This window comes from Halorubrum ezzemoulense, from assembly GCF_004126515.1.
Lineage (GTDB): Archaea > Halobacteriota > Halobacteria > Halobacteriales > Haloferacaceae > Halorubrum > Halorubrum ezzemoulense.
The window spans coordinates 2,670,249-2,687,865 of record NZ_CP034940.1 but is presented as its reverse complement, the minus strand read 5'-3'; the positions used below and the strand labels follow the sequence as shown (position 1 = coordinate 2,687,865).

The window sequence follows — 17,617 nt, the reverse complement described above, 5'->3', positions numbered from 1 at the left end:
TAAAGACGTAGGCCACGTATTCGCTGACCGAGTGACTTTTGTCTTCTGTCCCATTTCAGAGCACCATGGTGGATCGTCAGGATGTTTGGCTCGTTATTCCACATCCTATCCGTCGACTGCCAGCTGATCTCGCTGCGGTAGTTATCCTGACGTTGTTGACGCTTGCGACTGTCTTCGTACCCGTAGTCAATGAGACGCCACTCCGCGTCGGATTCGGGCTCACTTTCGTGTTGTTTCTCCCTGGATATGCGTTCATCGCCGCGCTCTTTCCAGAATCCGGATCGGAGTCTCCACCGGCCGAAACCGCCGAGCAATCAAAGCAAACAGCGAGCACCGACGACTCAACACCGCAGCCAGTTCCAGGTACTGAGGCAGCCGCAGAATACGGCAATACAGAAACGGTCAACTCTGACCCGACTGATAGTTCAGGGATCGACGGGATCGAACGGACGGCGCTCTCGTTTGGGCTCTCAATCGCGATTGTGCCGCTGATCGGGCTCATCTTGAACTTCACACCATGGGGAATCCGGCTTGTCCCAATTGCGACGAGCGTTGCTGGGTTCACACTCATCTGTGTCGCTGTTGCCGCACAACGCCGCTGGGAACTGCCGCCAGACGAGCGGTTCGTTGTCCCTTATCGCGATTGGATTGGTGCCATAAAACAAGAATTGTTTGATCCGGATGATCGGGTTGACGGCACACTCAATATTGTACTCGCCATTTCGGTACTACTTGCTATCGGCAGCGTTGGCTATGCGGTTGCGGTTCCACCTCAAGGCGAGCAGTTCACGGAGTTTTACCTCCTTACGGAGAATCCTGATGGTGAACTCGTTGCCGACGGATATCCTGAAACGATGACACGAGGCGAGACAGCCGAACTGATCGTCGGAATCGGAAACAATGAGTATCAATCGACGACGTATACTGTTGTTGTCCAAGTACAAGAAGTCAATACGACAGACAACTCAACAACTGTACTTGATCGGACCGAAATTGATCGGTTTGAGGTGACGGTCCCTCACAACGAGACCCACCACCAGCAACATACCCTTCGCCCACCACAGACTGGTGAGAACCTTCGGGTTCAGTACCTCTTATATAATGGCAGTCTGCCAGATACACCCACCAGTGAGAACGCATATCGTAACCTCCACCTTTGGATCGACGTTGAAGGAACTGGTTGACAATTTTCCGGCCCTGACGCGCTTCTTCCACGCTACCCGTGCCCGAAAGGTGTGGGAGTTGTGTGATTGACTCAGCTTTGAGCGTTGTCGTGTTGACACTATTTGGCCCGAAATCGGAGGAAAAGACGTTCTGCGAGGAGTTTACGGTATCGGCCGAACTGGAGAGTGATTCACAGAGGATAATGAAGGCAGCGTTCACGGCGTTTGAACCTCTAGTGGAGAGTGGAGCGTCTGCTGCTGAACTCTCTTTTCCATGCTCACACCGTCTCAGCCGCCATTTTCGGTCGATTAAGTGTTAGATACACAACGTTTGAAGCTGAGTGACTGAACTGTGAACCTGAAACACCCACCGCTCGGGATTCCTCCGCGTTCACACGGAGGAGGATGTCAATTTCTGAGCCGTGTCACCGCTCCAATCACAAACAGCGAAATTAGCAGCAGCGTAGGACCATTTAGTGGAACTGATTCGTCGGTATTCTGATCTGGGTTTGGTTCCGATGGTTCAGTTACTTGGCTACTATTGTCTCCAGTGTCTTGTGTACTTCCCGTAACGTTTCCACTCGGGTCAGACTTCTCGCTGCCTGTAGCGTTGGTGGTATTCGCTTCTCCGTCTGCTGTTACATTACTTTTAGTCGTGTTCGAGACATTTTGACCAGTACTGTTTATTTCGACTGACTTGTTTTCACTGGTGGCGTTAGTCGTCTCATTCACACTCTCAGATGTCGTATTGTCCACGGGGGCAGCACTACCTCCCCCACCACCGCCACCGCTACCACCATTGTTTCCGGTGTCTCCTGACTCATCTGCCGTTTCTTCAGTGATAGTCAGCGATTGCTCATCGCTCACTGAGAGAATGTTCGGGAACTCTCCAGCAACCTGACCGGTCCCAGTCACGGCAGCATACAGGCGGTAGTCGCCAGGTTCATACTCATCATCAAGTGGTGCTGTGTACGTGTCTCCCTCCTTAGTTGCTGTAATCCGCTCTGTTGTCTCGCCATCTACGAGTACCACTTCGACAGTTTCGATCGATGGCTCATCCGAAGAATCATACGCTGTCGGAGTAACATTTACTGAATCATTGTCACCAACCGCAACTGTTGACGGGGCAGTGACTGTTGTCTCATATCCTTGGATCACAACTGGTTGAACCGTCTGTAACGTTTCATTAGAAAAGTAGGCAAGTATGTAGGTTCCAGCGCTGAGACCGTCCGAATCAAACGTAACAGTAGATTCTGTCGTGTTCGTTGATTTTACTGGATTCTCATTGGCGTCGTACAAGTACAGATTAAACCGCTCATCTGTCTCCTTTGAGACAGAAACTTCAATCTGTTCACCCGGCTTAATCGGGGCAACCGATGACACGTTGTATGATCCGAATGGTCCAACCTCTACGGACCGGTCCGGCACATCAACTTCTCCGTTTTCAACCGTTATGACATCTGAGCCGTTTGCTTGTACGACTGCTGTTGCGCCAAAGAGGCTCGCTAAAGCAACAAGGAGGGCAACGAACAAAACTCGTGACATAATTCAATTCAGATCCATCGGGGTACTGAATCTTTCGGCATCGTGCGACCTCTGGTGCTCTCTTTCTACTGCGAAGCACTACTCTCCAAAGAAATTAATATGTCTCCGCATGACACCTGAACTAGTATGGCACTCAACAAGTTGTTTGTGGGCGTTATCACTGCTGTTATGCTCATGTCCCCAGTGGCAGGAGCTGCCGGAGCAGTCAGTCCAGCCCCCCAAGCAATAGATGATCCGCCCACCACCGGTCAACCAGTTGAACAGTCTGGCGATTTTATCAACGTAACGCAGAGTGTTGATGTTTGGAATTCCGCACCATTCACGCTTCGTGTAGATCGAAGCCAAAACAATGCTATTGCAACAGCGGTGGAAAATATGGACACCGGCGTACGCCTTGACAACCTTCCCCCAGGTGTTAACGCCGACCTAGGGATTAACCGGTTGGTTGTACATGAGAATGCTGCCACAATCGACTTGGGCTTTGATCCTGGTGATAACCTTGACAACGAACAGGTTCATCTCATTTCTGCGAGGATCGAGTCCACAGACACACAGGTCCCATCCACGACTAATATTGATACCCTCCGTCAGTTCATTCGTGACAACGCAGATAGCGACGATGTCACGTTTGACAATATTAGCTCCCAGCAGGTAACGAACGGCGGGGCCGACTTCACAATCAACAACGCTGAGCCAGGGTCGTATCTCTACATGGCAGTAGTTACGAACAGCGGCCAAGGACTTAACGTCGACAACAACGGTGACATTACTGTTCCGGGTAACGTGAGCGTTGTTGGCGTTGACTCTGCGATTGTCCAAGAGACGGCATCTACGCTGAGTGTCCAACGTGCCAGCGAAACATATGCGGCGGGCGATAGTGTGACATTCGATGTTAACGCTAACTTAGGAAGCAGTGACATCGAGCATGCTGTCGCAATTTGGAATGAATCACAAGTAGCCAGCGAAAACCTAGCTCTTGTAGCCCCTAGTGACATCGACGCTGATACGACACCAGATGAATTCGAAATCGAACACTCAATTGACGAGGTTAATGGTGTTCAGCGGACGAAAGATGATGTGTCAGCATTTGGCCGCACTCTAACCTCAAACAAACGATCGGGCGTCTACGCACTTCCTGATGTTATTACGTTCCTTGCGAATGAGGGTGAATTTAGCGAACCGCAGACCGATTCTGTGGGCGATTCACGAATAAATGCCTCTGTAACCTCGAAACAAGCAGGGAGCGATACTACCCTAACTGTCGACACACTTGAGAACTTTGCCCCGGGTGAATACGTCGCTGTTCACGTTGCAATGGTTGAAGGAGAACCAACGCGGATGTCCTCAAATCGAGTCGACTTTGAGGTCATTAATGCGATCAGCAGCGGAAGCAACTCTGTTGATGACGGGCGTACTAATGTTCAGCTCATAGGAGACGGTAATGTCCGCAACGTGAGTGTTCGCCTGCCGTCTGATTCTGGTGTAAAGAACGTGTCGGTCACTGAGTCATCTTCACCCACTGGAGGAGCACCAACCCCGGATAATTCTGTTGCGACATATCTTGACATTAGTGGTGATTCCAGTGTGAGTGAAGACACAGAGGTCACAGTAACGATCAGTCAGTCTCGGCTTGACGAGGTAGGAATCGCTACAGAAAACGCCGTGCTGCTACACTACGTTGATGGCGCGTGGAAACAGCTTGCTACCGACGCAACTCCGACTAATGGTGACGTTAGGCTGACGGCAACCAGTAGCGGTCTCTCACCGTTCGCAGTCGCCGAATCTTCGACCACTGATGAGGACGACGATGACAGCAGTGGTGGTGGTGGCGGTGGCGGCGGTGGTGGCGGCGGTAGTCTCCCGACTACGTTCTCCCTCTCGAACCTTGATCCGCAGAATATCACTGTGACGCAAGGTGAACGGTTCAATGTATCCACGACAGTCACAACGAGCCGCTACAGCGACAGCACTCAGGATGTTGAACTCCGTGTTGGGAACGACACGGTCGCCACTCAAGAAGTAACACTTGACCAACAGGGTAGCACGACTGTTACATTTACTGGGATCAACACGTCGGGAATCGAAGGCAGCCTTGAGTACACCGTTATGACTGAATCGGATAGTCAAACTGGAACGCTGACCGTTGAGATCCCAGATGATGGTGACGAGACAGATGACACGGATAGTGACGAGGGTGCTGATGACGGCATGGGAAGTGACGATGAAAGTGATAGCGCTGACGAAGACTCCGCAAGCGGAGAGGATGAAACAGACGAAGGAGAAGATACGGACGGCTCAACGCCTGGATTTGGGGTTGTAGCTGCCCTCATAGCATTGCTAATCGTTGGGCTCATTTCCCGGCGCCAACACAGCTGATAACGCCGTCATTTTTTCCTCTCGCTCTTCGGTCGGAGACTGTTGATACAGTCACTGCATTCCCCTGAGTAGCTACAACTACCGATTTGAACGTCTCTCTAAGCCGAATAGAATTCACCCGCGACAGACCGAAGTCACAAGATAGCAATCCATCAACAATATGCTGCGAAAACCGTAACTAAAGACGGAGGGTAGGCGAAATTCCTCACAAAACTGCCACCCACTGGCTCACCCCAACAATACGAACAACGCGATCCCGATGACTGCGAAAACTGCGTATATCCCCGCCATCACCTCGCGTTTGAGTGGACTGCCCAGCGGCTCGGCGGTGAGCCGGCGGATCGGCGGTAAGATCGCCACGCTGGCGAGGATCAGCGGCCACGACTCGGCCGCCGGCACGCGGGTCATCGCGATCACGATCGTTCCGTAGCCGAGGACGTACGATCCCCGCCGCCACAGCTGTTCGCGGTCGGTGAGTTCCTCTGTCGACGGGAAAACGTCGGTCCCGCTCGATCCGCTGCCTCCGCCGCCCCCGCCGTCGGATCCGGCGACCTGCTCCGCCTGCCGCTGGACGTACTCGTCTAGCTCCTCAGCCGCGTCCTCTGTCTGCGGGGCGCCACACTGCGCGCAGTACCGCGCGTTGTCGTCGACCGGTGCGTCACAGCGGGGACACGATGGCATATTGCCGTGATTCGGGCTCCCGCAGGGCTTAATTCTTCGGACCGGCAGAGGCGTTTGCGTCGGGTGATTCTCGATTTCGGCGGCCGAGTTCGCCGGCCTCATTACACGGCCTGATAATCAGCGGCGGCTTCTCCCGGGCGACCTACACCCCCGTGGCCGGCGATCCGATCGAGATACGCCACCCAGCGAACAACCCCAACGGGTGGCGTACCTGCTCGTCGGCGGGAACCGGCTCAGCGACACCGGCCAGTCGGTTGGGTACGTCGACGTGATCAAGATCACCGCCCAGACGACGATAACGATCACCACCCGGACGATCGGGACGAACCAGACCAACGGGCGGAGCTGTACCCGCGACGACGCCTCGTGTGGTCTCACGTTCAGGAACGCGGACGGCGATGTGACAGCGACTTCCCTCGCCAACGTCAGCGGCTTCGCCGGCGCGACGGCCGCCGCCAGGCTCGTTCGCCCGCTCGTCTCGCAGCGGTACCGGCTCGCGATCACTGACGGCACCCTCGCCGTTGACGGGTCGGGCATCGTCTAGCCGACCTCGGCTTGGAGAATCCGGCGTTCCGCGACGACATCGAGGTGTTCACCAGCATCGACCTGGCCGCCCTCGACAGCGACAGCAACGGCGACACGAAGTCGCTTGCCGGGCTCCAGGCCAACGGGCTTGACCGGACCGCGGTGACGAAGGGCAACCGGATCGTCTTCGGGTCCGAGGCGACCGGCATCTGGGGCGCGCTGTTCCACTTCTCGACGGCGCGCGACGCGGGCCCGCTCGGGGCCGGCCAGACGGTCGACCACCGCGTGCTGAGGGACTTCCTGACCGCCGAGGATGGGTGTCGCTCCGCGTCAGGCAAACGAACCCCGGGATCAACGAGCCCGCCTCGCGGCTCAACCTGTCGCGGGCCGACCCGGAGGACGTCACACTCTTTCTCGCCGACGCGACCGAACTGGAGACGCCCGACGCGCCCGGGCGCTTCTACCTCGTGATCGACACGAGCGACGGAGGGACGACCGACGGCGCCGCGAGCGACGACGCGGCCGACGGGCCGGACGACGACGGCGAGTCGACCGACGAGACGGCATCCGACGACGGGGAGGGCTCCGATGGCGAGCCCACCGCCAACGGGACCGGCGGCGGCGCGCTGTCCGAGGAGCCGACCGACGACGGCTCGCGCAGTTCGGGGCTGATCCGCTTCCTGTTCGGCGCCCACAAGGCGTTCGGCGGGGCCGTCCTCGTCGGCGCGGTCCACCTCCTCAGGCACTGGGTCTGACCGGCGCTCCGACCATCGGCCTTCGCACGAGCCGCCGCCTCGGGCTTTTCCGCCGCTGCTCGTCGCTCCTCGCGCCCGCGCCGCGCTCGACTCGTGACAGCTCCGTTCTCATCGCTGAGAACCGCGGGGGAGCGATTAAGTGATCGCTGCGCCCGGTTTCAGACAACAATGGCTACGCGGGTACTCATCGCCGACGACTCGGAGTTCATGCGGAACCTGCTCCGGGAGATCCTCGAGGGCGAGTTCGAGATCGTCGGGGAGGCAGAGAACGGCGTAGAGGCGGTCAACATGTACGAGGAACACGGGCCGGACCTCGTGATGATGGACATCGTGATGCCGATCCGCGACGGTATTGAGGCAACGACGGAGATCCTCGAAGACAATCCCGACGCGACGGTGATCATGTGTACCAGTGTCGGGCAGGAGGAGAAAATGAAGGCGGCCATCAAGGCGGGCGCGGAGGGGTACATCACGAAGCCGTTCCAGAAGCCGAACGTGCTCGACGCCATCGGCTCAGCGGTATAATGCGCGTCGACGTCCGCGCACTCGGCGCCTGTAACCGCCTCGCGGAACGGGGGGCCAAACAGGCCGCCGGCGCGCTCTCGGACCTGACTGGGACCGACCTCGCGGTGGAGGTGACGGGCGCGAGCGTCGCCAGCGGCGAGGACCTCGCCGAGTCGTTCGCCGGCCGGGAGTCGATCGGCGTGAGCGTCGGGCTCCGCGGCGGGTTAGACGGCGAGGCGGTCCTCGCGTTCGACGCGGTCAACGCCGACGCCCTGCTCTCGCTTCTCCCCGGCGGGCAGTCGATGGAGCGCAGCGCCGTGACGGAGGTCGGCAACATCGCCTTGGGCGGCTTCCTCGACGGCTGGGCGAACTACCTCGGGAAGGCAATCGACATGTCGCCCCCGCGGTACTTCGAGGCGGACGGCGCAGCGGTGCTGCCGGACGGCGCGCTTGCCGGGGACGGTGTGTTCCTCTTCGAGAGCCGCCTGGACGCGACGACGACGGACCTCGACTTCTCCATCTACATGCTGCCCGACTCCGGGCCCTTCCGTGACCTCATCGTCGGGAAGACGGCGCCCGCGGCGGCGGCCGGCGGCGAGGCGGCCGGCGGCACGGCGAGCACGGCGGTGCCGTACGAGTCGCTGTCGACGTTCTCGTCGCTGGCGAAGAAGGGGTCGGCGAACGCCGCCGACAACATCGCGATGATGACCGGGTTAGAGACGAGCGTCGACGTGAGCCGGCTCCGGTTCGTCCCGCTTGCCGACGTGCCCGCGGAGGTCGGCACCGAGCCCCATGCGGGGACGGTGTTTGAGCTCCAGGGGGAGCCGAGCGGCTACCTCGCGATCCTCTTCGAGGAGTCCTCGGCGGCGGCGGTCGCCGACGCGATGCTCCCGATGGAGCCCGACGAGCCGCTCGGCGACATGGCCGAAAACGCGCTCTGCGAGCTCGGCAACGTGATGACGAGCGGGTTCATCGACGGCTGGGCGAACGTGCTCGGCACGTCGATCACCCACTCGCCGCCGGAGTTCGTCCACGACATCGGCGCCTCGACGATCAGCCCGCTCGTCGCGAAGCTGAGTGAGCGACAGGACTACGGGTTCGTGATCGACACCGCCATCGAGACCGAGGGGATCCAGGCGCGCTGTGACGTGTACGCGCTCCCCGACGAGCGCGAACTGGCGCGGGCGCTCGACCACCTTTCCGACCCGTGACCCGCTCGCTCTCCGACGATGGGCCTGACGACCCGCCGGAGCGGACGGAGAGCGACGCAGTCGCCGACCCGGCCGCCGTCACCGGTGGCGCGGCCTCCGACGACCCTGGGCGGATCAAGGTCGGCGTGGGCGAGCTCGCGGTCACCGCCGATGACGCGATCCTGACGACCAGCGGGCTCGGCTCCTGCGTCGCGGTCGCGCTCGTCGATCGACGGGCGGGCGTCCGCGGACTCCTCCACGCCATGCTGCCCGCGGGCGAGGGACGGACGACGGCCGCCTCGCGGCCCGCGAAGTACGTCGACACCGGGATCGACTCGCTGATCGGGGGGCTCGACGACGCCGGCGCCGACCCCCGCCGTCTGGAGGCGCGGGTCGCCGGCGGCGCCGAGATGCTCGACCTCACCGACGCGGTCGGTCCGCGGAACGTCGAGCGGGTCGGCGAGGTGCTCGACGCCGCCGGCGTCCCGATCGTCGCCAGCGACGTCGGCGACGCGGTTGGCCGCACGGTTCGGCTCCGCTCGGACGGTCGGCTCGTCGTCCGCGCCGCCGACGGCTTCGAGCGGGCGATCTGAGCGCCGATCGGCGGCCGGTCCGGTCCCGTCTCAGTTCTCCGCATATACTCCTGTAACGTCTGATATTCGCCCGACGGCATGCTTTCTCACGGTTGATATTTTGAGGGGTGAATTGAAGTGCCTTCTGCGGGTCGTACACGGTAATGGGCCTCGAACTACCGGTGTGGGGAGCTCCAACCGCCGTCTGGGCAGTCGCCACGCTGGGGCTCGTCGGTGCGAGCGTCCTCGACAGGTTCCTCGACGACGACGGATCCGGCGACGACGGTTCCGGGGGTATGGACGGCGACGACGATCCCTTCGGCGGCGACATGGGTGGAGGGATGGGCGGCGGTATGGGCGGTGGCGGCGGTGGCGGCGGTGGTGGCGGTGGCGGCGGTGGCGGCGGCATGGGCGGTGATGGCGACGGCTTCGACGACTTTGACGGCATGGACGAGTGGGACGACGAGTTCGACGACGGCGGCGGCGGCGGAGGCGGCGGTGGCGCGGCCACCGACGAGCTCGAAAACCGGCTCGACGAGCTCGAAAACGAGGTCGCGTCGCTCTCCTCGACCGTCTCAACGGTTCGCTCGGAGAACGAGGAGATCTCGAACGCCGTCGACGACATTCAGGAGGATGTCCGCAACCTCCTCGACATCTACGAGATGGTCACCCGCGGCATCAACCCCTTCGTCGACGACTCCGGCGGCTTCGACAGCGTCGCCGGCGGCGGCGAGGGCTCGTTCGGCATCTTCGACGATGAAGACGGCGGCGAGGAGGAGGATCTTGACGAGGACGTCGCGAACGCCGACGCGGACGGGTTCTTCGACGACGACCTCCTCGACGAGGAAGCGGGCGCGGAGGCGGACGAGTTCGATGACCTCGACGATGACGTCGACGACGGCGGGTTCGATGACCTCGACGATGACGTCGACGACGGCGGGTTCGACGACCTCGACGATGACTTCGAGGAACTGGATGACGACAGCACGGACGACGCCGCGTCCGAGACCGAAACGGCGGACGAGGAAGACGATATGAATGACGACGGAAAGAGCTTCAGCGAACTGAAAGAGGAGTACGACTCCGGGGAGGCCGACTGGGCCGAAGAGGGCGACGACGCCGCGGACGAGGACCCGTTCGACGACGGGGACGACTCGTTCGACAACCCCGGCGACGAAACGGACTCGTTCGACGACGGGGCCGCGGACGACGGGTTCGGTGACGACCTCGGCGGAGACGACCTCGGGGCCGAGACCGGCGGCGACGACTTCGGCGAACCGGCGGACCCCGAACCGGCGCGAGGCGCCGAACCGGATCCCGCCCCCGGCCGTCGACCCGGCGGCGACCCCGCTGAGGCGTCCGGCGGCTTCGAGTACGTCGGTGAGGACGACCTCTCGGGGAGCGGCAACCGCGGCAAGCCATACCTCACCGAACTCCCGGGCGACTACGTCGGGGACCTCCTCGTGATGGAGTGGCTGGAGTTCCTCGTCTCCGAGAGCGATGTCACCGACGCGGTGCGCGCCATCAACTACTACGAGCGGATCGAGTGGATCGGCCCCGACGCCGCGGCGCGGCTCCGGGACTTCCTCTCCGGGTTCGGCACGATCGACCGCAACCTCGTCGACCGTCCGGGCACCGACCGGCTCGTCCGAGAACACCACACCCGCAGCCTCCGGTACGTGACCCAGCTCAACGGCACCAGCAGCCACACGGTCCTCCTCGACCGCTGGGACGACCTCGCCGGCGGCTCGATCGTTGGCGGCGGGCCGGTCCGAGGCCGCCGCGGCGGTCGCGCCGACCCGGCCCGCGGCGACCGCTCGGCCCCGAAGCGGAACGGGCACGAGCCGTCCGGTCGCCGAGAGGCCCCGGACGAGCGCGAGCGACGCACGAACGGCGCGGATCACGGTACGAACGGCGCGGACCGCGACGGCGGGGCGAACCGCGGCGACGCTCCCCGCGACGACCGGCGCGAGCGGAACGGTTCCACGCGACCGATGAACGACCCGAATCCCCGTTCTGACCGCGCCGATCCGGCCGACGGAGGGTGGGGAGATGGGCGTTAGCGTCTCCGCGTCTACGGCCATCATCGTCGCGGGGCTGTTCTTCGCGTTCACGACGTTCTACCCTGTGGCGTCCAACGGGATCGAGCGAGTCTCCGACGCGCAACACGGCGTCAACGAGCGCGCGCTTGAACGGCAGAACACTGACTTCTCCGTGACGAGCGCGACGTTCAACGCGACGACCGGCGAGCTCACTGTCAACGCCACCAACGAGGGCTCGATCGGACTCGTCGCCGACGACGCGACGCTCCTAGTCGGCAACGAGTACGTCGACGTCGGGGGTTCGAACGCTGCCACGACCGTCGACGGCGACGCCGACACCGCGCTCTGGCTGGGCGACGAGACGCTGTCGGTGACGGTCGGCGGCACCGTGGAGACCGACATCGTCGGCGGCGAGACCCGCGTGGTCCTCGTCGTCGAGTCCGGTGTCCGCGACGCCGCGACCGTGACGGAGGTGAGTGCGTAGATGGCCAGCGTCCCCGTCTCGCACCTCATCCTGTTCATCGCCAGCTTGGTGATCGCCGCTGGCGTCGTCGGCACGATCACGACGGGCGTCGACCGCGTGAGCGCCGCCGTCGACGACGCGGGGCTCGACGCGACCGAGCAGCTCCGGACCGACGTGACGATCATCTCCGACCCGAGCGCGGGGGTGTACAACGCGGCCGAGGGCAACGTGACGCTGCTGATAAAGAACACCGGCACCTATCGGCTCGCGCCCGACGGGTCGGACCTCGACGTCGTCTTTGACGGCGGGTACGTGCGGCCAAGCAAGCTCTCCGGCACGCTGGTCTCCGCCGACGGCGCGAACGCGTGGAGCCGCGGCGACGTGCTCCGGCTCACGATCAGCGTAAACGACATCGATGGCGTGAACGGCGGGCTCGTCGACGGCGACCACCGGGTGTTCATCACCGTCAATGGGGACGAGGAGCTATTCCAGTTCCGCGTGGGGGGTAACTGAGATGCCCCACGACAACCTTCTCTCGCTCGGCCTCGGCGAGCGCGACCGACTCAACAAGGAGCTCGGCGGTGGCATCCCCCGCGGGAGCATCGTCCTCATGGAGGGCGACTACGGGGCCGGGAAAAGCGCCATCTCTCAGCGGTTCGCCTACGGGCTTGTCGAGGAGGGCGCTTCGGTGACGATGATGTCGACTGAGCTCACCGTCCGCGGGTTCATCGACCAGATGCACTCGCTGGAGTACGACATGGTGAAGCCGCTCCTGCAAGAAGAGCTGCTCTTCCTCCACGCCGACTTCGACTCCGGCGGCGCGTTTTCCGACGGCGACGGCGAGCGCAAGGAGCTGCTCAAGCGGCTGATGGAAGCGGAGGCCATGTGGAACTCCGACGTCGTCTTCCTCGACACGTTCGACGCCATCTTCCGCAATGACCCAACGTTCGAGGCGCTTGTTCGGAAGAACGAGGAGCGGCAAGCCGCTCTCGAGATCATCTCCTTCTTCCGTGAGATCATCTCGCAGGGAAAGGTGGTGGTGCTCACTGTCGACCCTTCAGCGGTCGACGACGAGGCGATCGGCCCGTTCCGCTCCATCGCCGACGTGTTCCTCGAACTGGAGATGATCGAGGTCGGCAACGACATCCGCCGGCAGATCAACGTGAAGCGGTTCGCGGGCATGGGCGAACAGGTCGGCGACACGATCGGGTTCTCGGTGCGTTCCGGAACCGGAATCGTCATTGAGAGCCGCAGCGTCGCCTAACACATGGCCCGCAGACGCACAGCCGGTCCGCGCGCGCGGACTGCGACCACCGCGACGACCGAGCGTGGGACATGACCGAACACGGCACCGCCAAACCGTCCGACGAGCTCCGGAAGGCCGCGATGCGGCGGCCGCACCTCCGGGAGCACCTCCGGGAGTTCAAACAGATCACCGGGGAGTTCCCGCAGTTCATCGAGGAGCCGAAAGACGAGTACGAGTCCAACCGGCCGAACGTCATCTATCCGGTCGGCGGCCCCATCTACAGCCACATCTACGGCGACCTCGGGCAGGACACGAAGTACTACGCCATCGAGCCGGAGCTCTCCGGCTCGCAGGCCGAGATCCTCAACGAGGTGAAAAACCGGCTCCTCACCGTGAGCGGTCAACACACCGCTCCGGACAACGAGGCCGAGTACGACGACCTCATCGAGGAGCTGTTAGAGGAGGTCACGCACATCGACGAGCAGAACGGCGGACTCCGCGGGAACCTCTCGAAGGTCCTCAACATGGGGAAACTCTCGGTCACGGAGGAGACCTACGAGAACATCCGATACCGGCTTAACCGCGACATCGTCGGGCTCGGCCCCCTCGAACCGATCATGCGCGACCCGGCCAACGAGGACATTCACGTCATCGGCCCCAAGGAGTGTCACGTCGACCACGGCACCTTCGGGATGCTGGAGACGACCGTCGACTTCGGTACCCCCGAGGAGTTCGACAACTGGCTGCGGAACATGGGCGAGCGGATGGGCGACCCCCTCTCCGACTCCGATCCGATCGTCGACTCCACGCTGCCCGACGGCTCGCGTATCAACATCATCTACTCCGACGACGTCTCGCTGAAGGGGTCCTCGCTCACGATCCGGCAGGGCGACGAGGTGCCCCTGTCGATCAATCAGATCACGAACTGGGGAACGCTCTCGCCGCAGTTGGCGGCGTACCTCTGGCTCTGCCTAGAGAACGAGCAGACGGTATTCGTGGTCGGGGAGACGGCGTCCGGAAAGACGACGACGCTGAACGCCATCCTCTCGTACATCCCGGACGACTCGAAGATATACACCGCGGAGGACACCGCGGAGGTCATCCCGCCGCACAGCACGTGGCAGCAGCTGTTGACCCGTGAGGGCGGCGCCGAGGGATCCACCGACGTGGATATGTTCGATCTGGTCGCCGCGGCGTTGCGGTCGCGCCCCGACTACATCATCGTGGGCGAGGTCCGGGGCGCCGAGGGGCGCATGGCGTTCCAGGCGGCCCAGACCGGCCACCCCGTGATGCTGACGTTCCACGCGTCCGACATCGTCTCGATGATCCAGCGGTTCACCTCCGAGCCGATCAACGTCCCGGAGACGTTCATGGACAACGCCGACGTGGCGCTGTTCCAGAACCGGGTGAAACAGGGCGACGACGTGTTGCGCCGGGTGACGAGCGTCCAAGAGATCGAGGGGTACTCCAAGGAGATGGAGGGGGTCGTCACCCGCGAGGTGTTCAGCTGGGACCCCGTCGAAGACGAGATCGTCTTCCAAGGGATGAACAACTCCTACGTGCTCGAAGAGCAGATCGCGACGCTGCTCGGCTACGCCGACACCCGCGACATCTACGACGACCTGGAGTTCCGCGCGGAGCTCATCGAGCGGATGATTCAGGAGGGCATTCTGGGCTACCACGAGGTGAACGACGCGATCAACTCCTTCCAGCGCGACGGCGTCGAGGGGCTCCCCTTCGAGATGCACCGGAACACGATGTGACGATGCTCGGGGACACGTGACGATGCTCGGTGACGAACCGCCCGCGAGGGCGCCGGAGGGACGCTGACGATGGCGGTGAAACAGGTGGGCGACGGGCTCGCGACGGCCGCCCAACTGACCTCCGAGGTCATGGAGTCGTACGAGCAGCTCGACATCTCCAAGGGGAAGTACGTCGGGCTCGTGCTGTTCCCGGCCGTGCTCGTCTTCCTCGCGAGCGTCGTCGGCTTGGTCGCGCTGCCGCTCCCCTTCGCCGCCCGGGTCCCGATCCCGATGTTCGGCGGGCTCATCCTGTTCGCGGCGGTGATCTACCCGAAGATCTACCTCTCCAGTCTGGAGACGAAGATCGACAACCAACTACATCTCGTGATGACGCACATGACGGTGCTGTCGACGACGAACATCGACCGGATGGAGGTGTTCCGGACGCTGGCGAAAGAGGAGGAGTACGGCGTCGCCGCCGAGGAGATCGGCCGCGTCGTCCACCTCGTCGACACGTGGAACCAGAGCCTCGACGACGCGTGTCGGCGTCGGGCTCAGGAGGTCCCCTCCGACGCGATGGCCGACTTCTTCGACCGCCTCGGCTACACCATGGGCGCGGGGCAGTCGCTGGAAGAGTTCCTCGTCTCTGAGCAGGACGTCATGCTGGCACAGTACGAGACCCGCTACGAGTCCGCGCTCTCGAACTTGGAGGTGATGAAGGACCTGTACATGTCGATGATCCTCTCGATGACGTTCGCCCTCGTGTTCGCGGTCGTCCTCCCGATCCTCACCGGTAACGACCCGACCGCGACTGTCGCGGCCGTCATCGTGCTGTTCGTCTTCGTCCAGCTCGGCTTCTACGCGATGATCCGCGCCACGTCGCCGTACGACCCGATCTGGTACCACCCCGACGAGCGCTCCCCGGGCGACCTGAAGCTGTGGGGGTCGCTGATCGGCGGCGGCGCGCTCTCGTTCCTCCTCATCGGGATCACGGCCGCCGGGATGTTCGGGTACGGGCCCGGGCTTCCCGGTCTCCTCTTCTTCCTCGACGACGTGCGGCTGCCGCTGTACCTCGCGGTCCCCATCTCGCCGCTGATCATCACCGGGGTCGTCCTTCGGAGCGAGGAGCAGGCGATCACCGCCCGCGACGGCGAGTTCCCGTCGTTCGTGCGCGCGCTGGGCGCGACCGAGAGCGCGAAGCAGTCGACGACCACCGACGTGCTGACGACGCTGCGCGACAAGAACTTCGGGGAGCTCTCGGAGTCGATCGAGCGGCTCTACCGCCGGCTCAACATGCGAATTAGCACCGAGGGCGCGTGGCGGGCGTTCACGCGAGACACGCGCTCGTACCTCATCCAGAAGTTCTCCGAGATGTACCTCGTGGGCCGGCGGATGGGCGGGGACCCGAAGATGCTCGGCGAGCTGATTTCGAAGAACATGAACGCCGTCAACCAGCTGCGCGAGCAGCGCCGGCAGGCGGCGATGACGTTCATCGGACTGCTGTACGGGATCACCGCGGCCGCGACGTTCGCCTTCTTCATCGGGCTGGAGATCGTTGCGATTCTCGCGGACTTGACCGCCGACTTCGGGCTCGACCAGATGGACATCGGGCAGATCGTCTACCCCGGCGCCTACGACATCCCGCTCATCGAGTACCTCCTCCTCACCGTCGTGCTGTTCAACGCGGCGCTCTCCTCGCAGATGATCCGCCGGATCGACGGCGGGAACCCCGCGAACGGCTACATCCACTTCGTGCTCCTGACGTGGCTCGGCTCCGTGACCGCCATCGCGACGCGGACCCTCGTCAACGCGATCCTGTCGATCTGACCGGAAATCGGTCGCTGTCGCCCGGCCGAGTCACCCCTCGAACAGTGCCGGCTCGGTGACCGCCTCGTCGGCCGCGTCGCGCCACGACCGCGACGGCGTCCACCCGAACAGCTGCTCCGCCTTCGCGACCGCGTACGCGCCGCGGTCGTCGCCCTCCGCGAGCGCGCTCCCGTCGACCGCGCAGTCGTCGGAAACCTCGCCGTACGACTCGCGCAGGAGTTCGAGCAGGGGGCGACCGAGCGCGTTGTCGGCCGCGACGCAGTTGATCGCCTCGTGGGTGCCGAGCGCGACGGCCGAGTCGTCGCCGAGGAGGTCCGCGAGCGCGGCCGCGACGAGGTCGGCGACGTCGCGGACGTCGACGTACGACCAGAAGTTGCCCGCGCCCGCCTCGAGGTCGGCCACGTACTCGTCCGCGCGGCAGGCGTAGTCGCCGGGGTACTGGATCCACGAGGGGCGGACGGAGACCGCCGACACGCCGTGGCGGCGCGCGACCGCGCCCGCCGCGGCCTCCGCGGTCACCTTCGAGAGCCCGTACGGGTCCTCTGGGCGGAGCGGGTGCCCCTCGGTGACCGGCAACTCATCCGGGAACGGCGTCGGCTCGGCGAAGAAGAAGCCGTACGCGCCGTCGCTGGAGGCCTGAACGACCGGCGCGCCCGCTCGCCCGGCGGCGTCGAGGACGTGCTTCGCGGCGAGCGCGTTCGTCTCGAACACCCGCCCCTCGGGGTGGGTTCCGGCCACGGGGATCGCCGCCCAGTGGACGACGGCGTCTGGGTCGACGGCGGCGACGACGTCGAGCGCCTGCTCGCGCTCGGCGAGGTCGGCCGCGCGGAACGAGACGTTCGAGGCGGGGTTGACGCCGAGGCCCGGGTGGTCGTAGTCGACGACGACGACCTCGTAATCGCCCGCGAGCCGGTCGACGACCCAGCGCCCGGAGGCGCCGCGGCCGCCGGTAACGAGAACGGTGTCCATGCGTCGCCGTCGCGGTC

At 63.1% G+C, this 17,617-nt stretch carries 17 protein-coding genes; 13 read left to right on the top strand and 4 right to left on the bottom strand.

The genetic code is table 11. The annotated features are described in order from the left end of the window. Nucleotides 1–65: 65 nt before the first annotated feature. Entirely contained in the window at nucleotides 66–1,184 is a 1,119-nt protein-coding gene (locus tag EO776_RS13675) for a DUF1616 domain-containing protein (protein WP_129452453.1), read from the top strand. Nucleotides 1,185–1,571: 387 nt separating this feature from the next. Here EO776_RS13675 and EO776_RS13670 read toward each other — a convergent pair whose 3' ends face one another. Continuing rightward, the gene (locus tag EO776_RS13670) at nucleotides 1,572–2,708 is read right to left on the bottom strand and encodes a hypothetical protein (RefSeq protein ID WP_129452452.1); all 1,137 of its coding nucleotides are present in this window, start codon (nucleotides 2,706–2,708) and stop codon (nucleotides 1,572–1,574) included. A gap of 126 nt (nucleotides 2,709–2,834) precedes the next feature. Here EO776_RS13670 and EO776_RS13665 point away from each other — a divergent pair, with 126 nt between their 5' ends. After that, a complete protein-coding gene (locus EO776_RS13665) occupies nucleotides 2,835–5,084 on the top strand; it encodes a PGF-CTERM sorting domain-containing protein (RefSeq protein ID WP_129452548.1) in 2,250 nt (749 codons plus the stop codon). A 228-nt stretch (nucleotides 5,085–5,312) separates the two neighbouring features. Here the strand turns inward: EO776_RS13665 and EO776_RS13660 are convergent, their stop codons facing one another. Further along, nucleotides 5,313–5,765, bottom strand: a complete 453-nt coding sequence (locus EO776_RS13660; RefSeq protein WP_089308388.1) for a zinc ribbon domain-containing protein — start codon at nucleotides 5,763–5,765, stop codon at nucleotides 5,313–5,315. A gap of 202 nt (nucleotides 5,766–5,967) precedes the next feature. Here EO776_RS13660 and EO776_RS13655 point away from each other — a divergent pair, with 202 nt between their 5' ends. Continuing rightward, a complete protein-coding gene (locus EO776_RS13655) occupies nucleotides 5,968–6,309 on the top strand; it encodes a hypothetical protein (protein ID WP_129452451.1) in 342 nt (113 codons plus the stop codon). On the opposite strand, the gene EO776_RS13650 is transcribed toward EO776_RS13655, so the two are convergent. Further along, entirely contained in the window at nucleotides 6,306–6,572 is a 267-nt protein-coding gene (locus tag EO776_RS13650; RefSeq protein WP_129452450.1) for a hypothetical protein, read from the bottom strand. The two genes, EO776_RS13655 and EO776_RS13650, sit on opposite strands and share 4 nt — an antisense overlap. Before the next feature lie 35 nt (nucleotides 6,573–6,607). Between EO776_RS13650 and EO776_RS13645 the strand changes: the two genes are divergently transcribed. The 10 genes from EO776_RS13645 to flaJ all read left to right on the top strand — a co-directional run bounded on the left by EO776_RS13645 (nucleotide 6,608) and on the right by flaJ (nucleotide 16,631). Further along, nucleotides 6,608–7,045 carry a hypothetical protein gene (locus EO776_RS13645; protein ID WP_129452449.1) on the top strand — a complete coding sequence of 146 codons (438 nt, stop codon included), beginning with the start codon at nucleotides 6,608–6,610 and terminating at the stop codon, nucleotides 7,043–7,045. A gap of 168 nt (nucleotides 7,046–7,213) precedes the next feature. Further along, nucleotides 7,214–7,570: a chemotaxis protein CheY gene (gene cheY, locus EO776_RS13640; protein ID WP_006628944.1), complete on the top strand. Its 357-nt coding sequence runs from the start codon at nucleotides 7,214–7,216 to the stop codon at nucleotides 7,568–7,570. Next, entirely contained in the window at nucleotides 7,570–8,760 is a 1,191-nt protein-coding gene (locus EO776_RS13635; protein ID WP_089308387.1) for a chemotaxis protein CheC, read from the top strand. The genes cheY and EO776_RS13635 overlap by 1 nt, the downstream gene beginning before the upstream one ends. Continuing rightward, entirely contained in the window at nucleotides 8,757–9,332 is a 576-nt protein-coding gene (locus tag EO776_RS13630; RefSeq protein ID WP_049930113.1) for a chemotaxis protein CheD, read from the top strand. Before EO776_RS13635 ends, EO776_RS13630 begins: the two co-directional genes overlap by 4 nt. 143 nt (nucleotides 9,333–9,475) lie before the next feature. Then, on the top strand, nucleotides 9,476–11,374 hold the full coding sequence (locus EO776_RS13625; RefSeq protein ID WP_129452448.1) for a FlaD/FlaE family flagellar protein: 1,899 nt from the start codon (nucleotides 9,476–9,478) through the stop codon (nucleotides 11,372–11,374). Continuing rightward, complete coding sequence (locus EO776_RS13620) at nucleotides 11,364–11,837, top strand: flagellin (protein WP_049930115.1); 474 nt, start codon at nucleotides 11,364–11,366, stop codon at nucleotides 11,835–11,837. The genes EO776_RS13625 and EO776_RS13620 overlap by 11 nt, the downstream gene beginning before the upstream one ends. Further along, nucleotides 11,838–12,329, top strand: coding sequence for a flagellar protein G (locus EO776_RS13615; protein ID WP_094521471.1), 492 nt, complete (start codon nucleotides 11,838–11,840; stop codon nucleotides 12,327–12,329). A gap of 1 nt (nucleotide 12,330) precedes the next feature. Beyond that, the gene (locus EO776_RS13610; protein WP_049930118.1) at nucleotides 12,331–13,080 is read left to right on the top strand and encodes an ATPase domain-containing protein; all 750 of its coding nucleotides are present in this window, start codon (nucleotides 12,331–12,333) and stop codon (nucleotides 13,078–13,080) included. Between the two features lie 71 nt (nucleotides 13,081–13,151). Next, a complete protein-coding gene (locus EO776_RS13605) occupies nucleotides 13,152–14,825 on the top strand; it encodes a type II/IV secretion system ATPase subunit (RefSeq protein ID WP_129452447.1) in 1,674 nt (557 codons plus the stop codon). A gap of 69 nt (nucleotides 14,826–14,894) precedes the next feature. After that, nucleotides 14,895–16,631: an archaellar assembly protein FlaJ gene (gene flaJ, locus EO776_RS13600; RefSeq protein ID WP_049930120.1), complete on the top strand. Its 1,737-nt coding sequence runs from the start codon at nucleotides 14,895–14,897 to the stop codon at nucleotides 16,629–16,631. Between the two features lie 30 nt (nucleotides 16,632–16,661). Here flaJ and EO776_RS13595 read toward each other — a convergent pair whose 3' ends face one another. Then, a complete protein-coding gene (locus EO776_RS13595; protein WP_049930121.1) occupies nucleotides 16,662–17,600 on the bottom strand; it encodes an NAD-dependent epimerase/dehydratase family protein in 939 nt (312 codons plus the stop codon). Nucleotides 17,601–17,617 lie beyond the last annotated feature (17 nt).

Bases quoted from the DNA above. Each gene is read 5' to 3' on its own strand.
- EO776_RS13615 (WP_094521471.1), top strand. From the start codon at position 11,838: ATGGCCAGCGTCCCCGTCTCGCACCTCATCCTGTTCATCGCCAGCTTG.
- EO776_RS13610 (WP_049930118.1), top strand. From the start codon at position 12,331: ATGCCCCACGACAACCTTCTCTCGCTCGGCCTCGGCGAGCGCGACCGA.
- flaJ (WP_049930120.1), top strand. From the start codon at position 14,895: ATGGCGGTGAAACAGGTGGGCGACGGGCTCGCGACGGCCGCCCAACTG.
- EO776_RS13635 (WP_089308387.1), top strand. From the start codon at position 7,570: ATGCGCGTCGACGTCCGCGCACTCGGCGCCTGTAACCGCCTCGCGGAA.
- EO776_RS13670 (WP_129452452.1), bottom strand. From the start codon at position 2,708: ATGTCACGAGTTTTGTTCGTTGCCCTCCTTGTTGCTTTAGCGAGCCTC.
- EO776_RS13660 (WP_089308388.1), bottom strand. From the start codon at position 5,765: ATGCCATCGTGTCCCCGCTGTGACGCACCGGTCGACGACAACGCGCGG.
- EO776_RS13620 (WP_049930115.1), top strand. From the start codon at position 11,364: ATGGGCGTTAGCGTCTCCGCGTCTACGGCCATCATCGTCGCGGGGCTG.
- EO776_RS13605 (WP_129452447.1), top strand. From the start codon at position 13,152: ATGACCGAACACGGCACCGCCAAACCGTCCGACGAGCTCCGGAAGGCC.
- cheY (WP_006628944.1), top strand. From the start codon at position 7,214: ATGGCTACGCGGGTACTCATCGCCGACGACTCGGAGTTCATGCGGAAC.
- EO776_RS13595 (WP_049930121.1), bottom strand. From the start codon at position 17,600: ATGGACACCGTTCTCGTTACCGGCGGCCGCGGCGCCTCCGGGCGCTGG.
- EO776_RS13625 (WP_129452448.1), top strand. From the start codon at position 9,476: ATGGGCCTCGAACTACCGGTGTGGGGAGCTCCAACCGCCGTCTGGGCA.
- EO776_RS13665 (WP_129452548.1), top strand. From the start codon at position 2,835: ATGGCACTCAACAAGTTGTTTGTGGGCGTTATCACTGCTGTTATGCTC.
- EO776_RS13675 (WP_129452453.1), top strand. From the start codon at position 66: ATGGTGGATCGTCAGGATGTTTGGCTCGTTATTCCACATCCTATCCGT.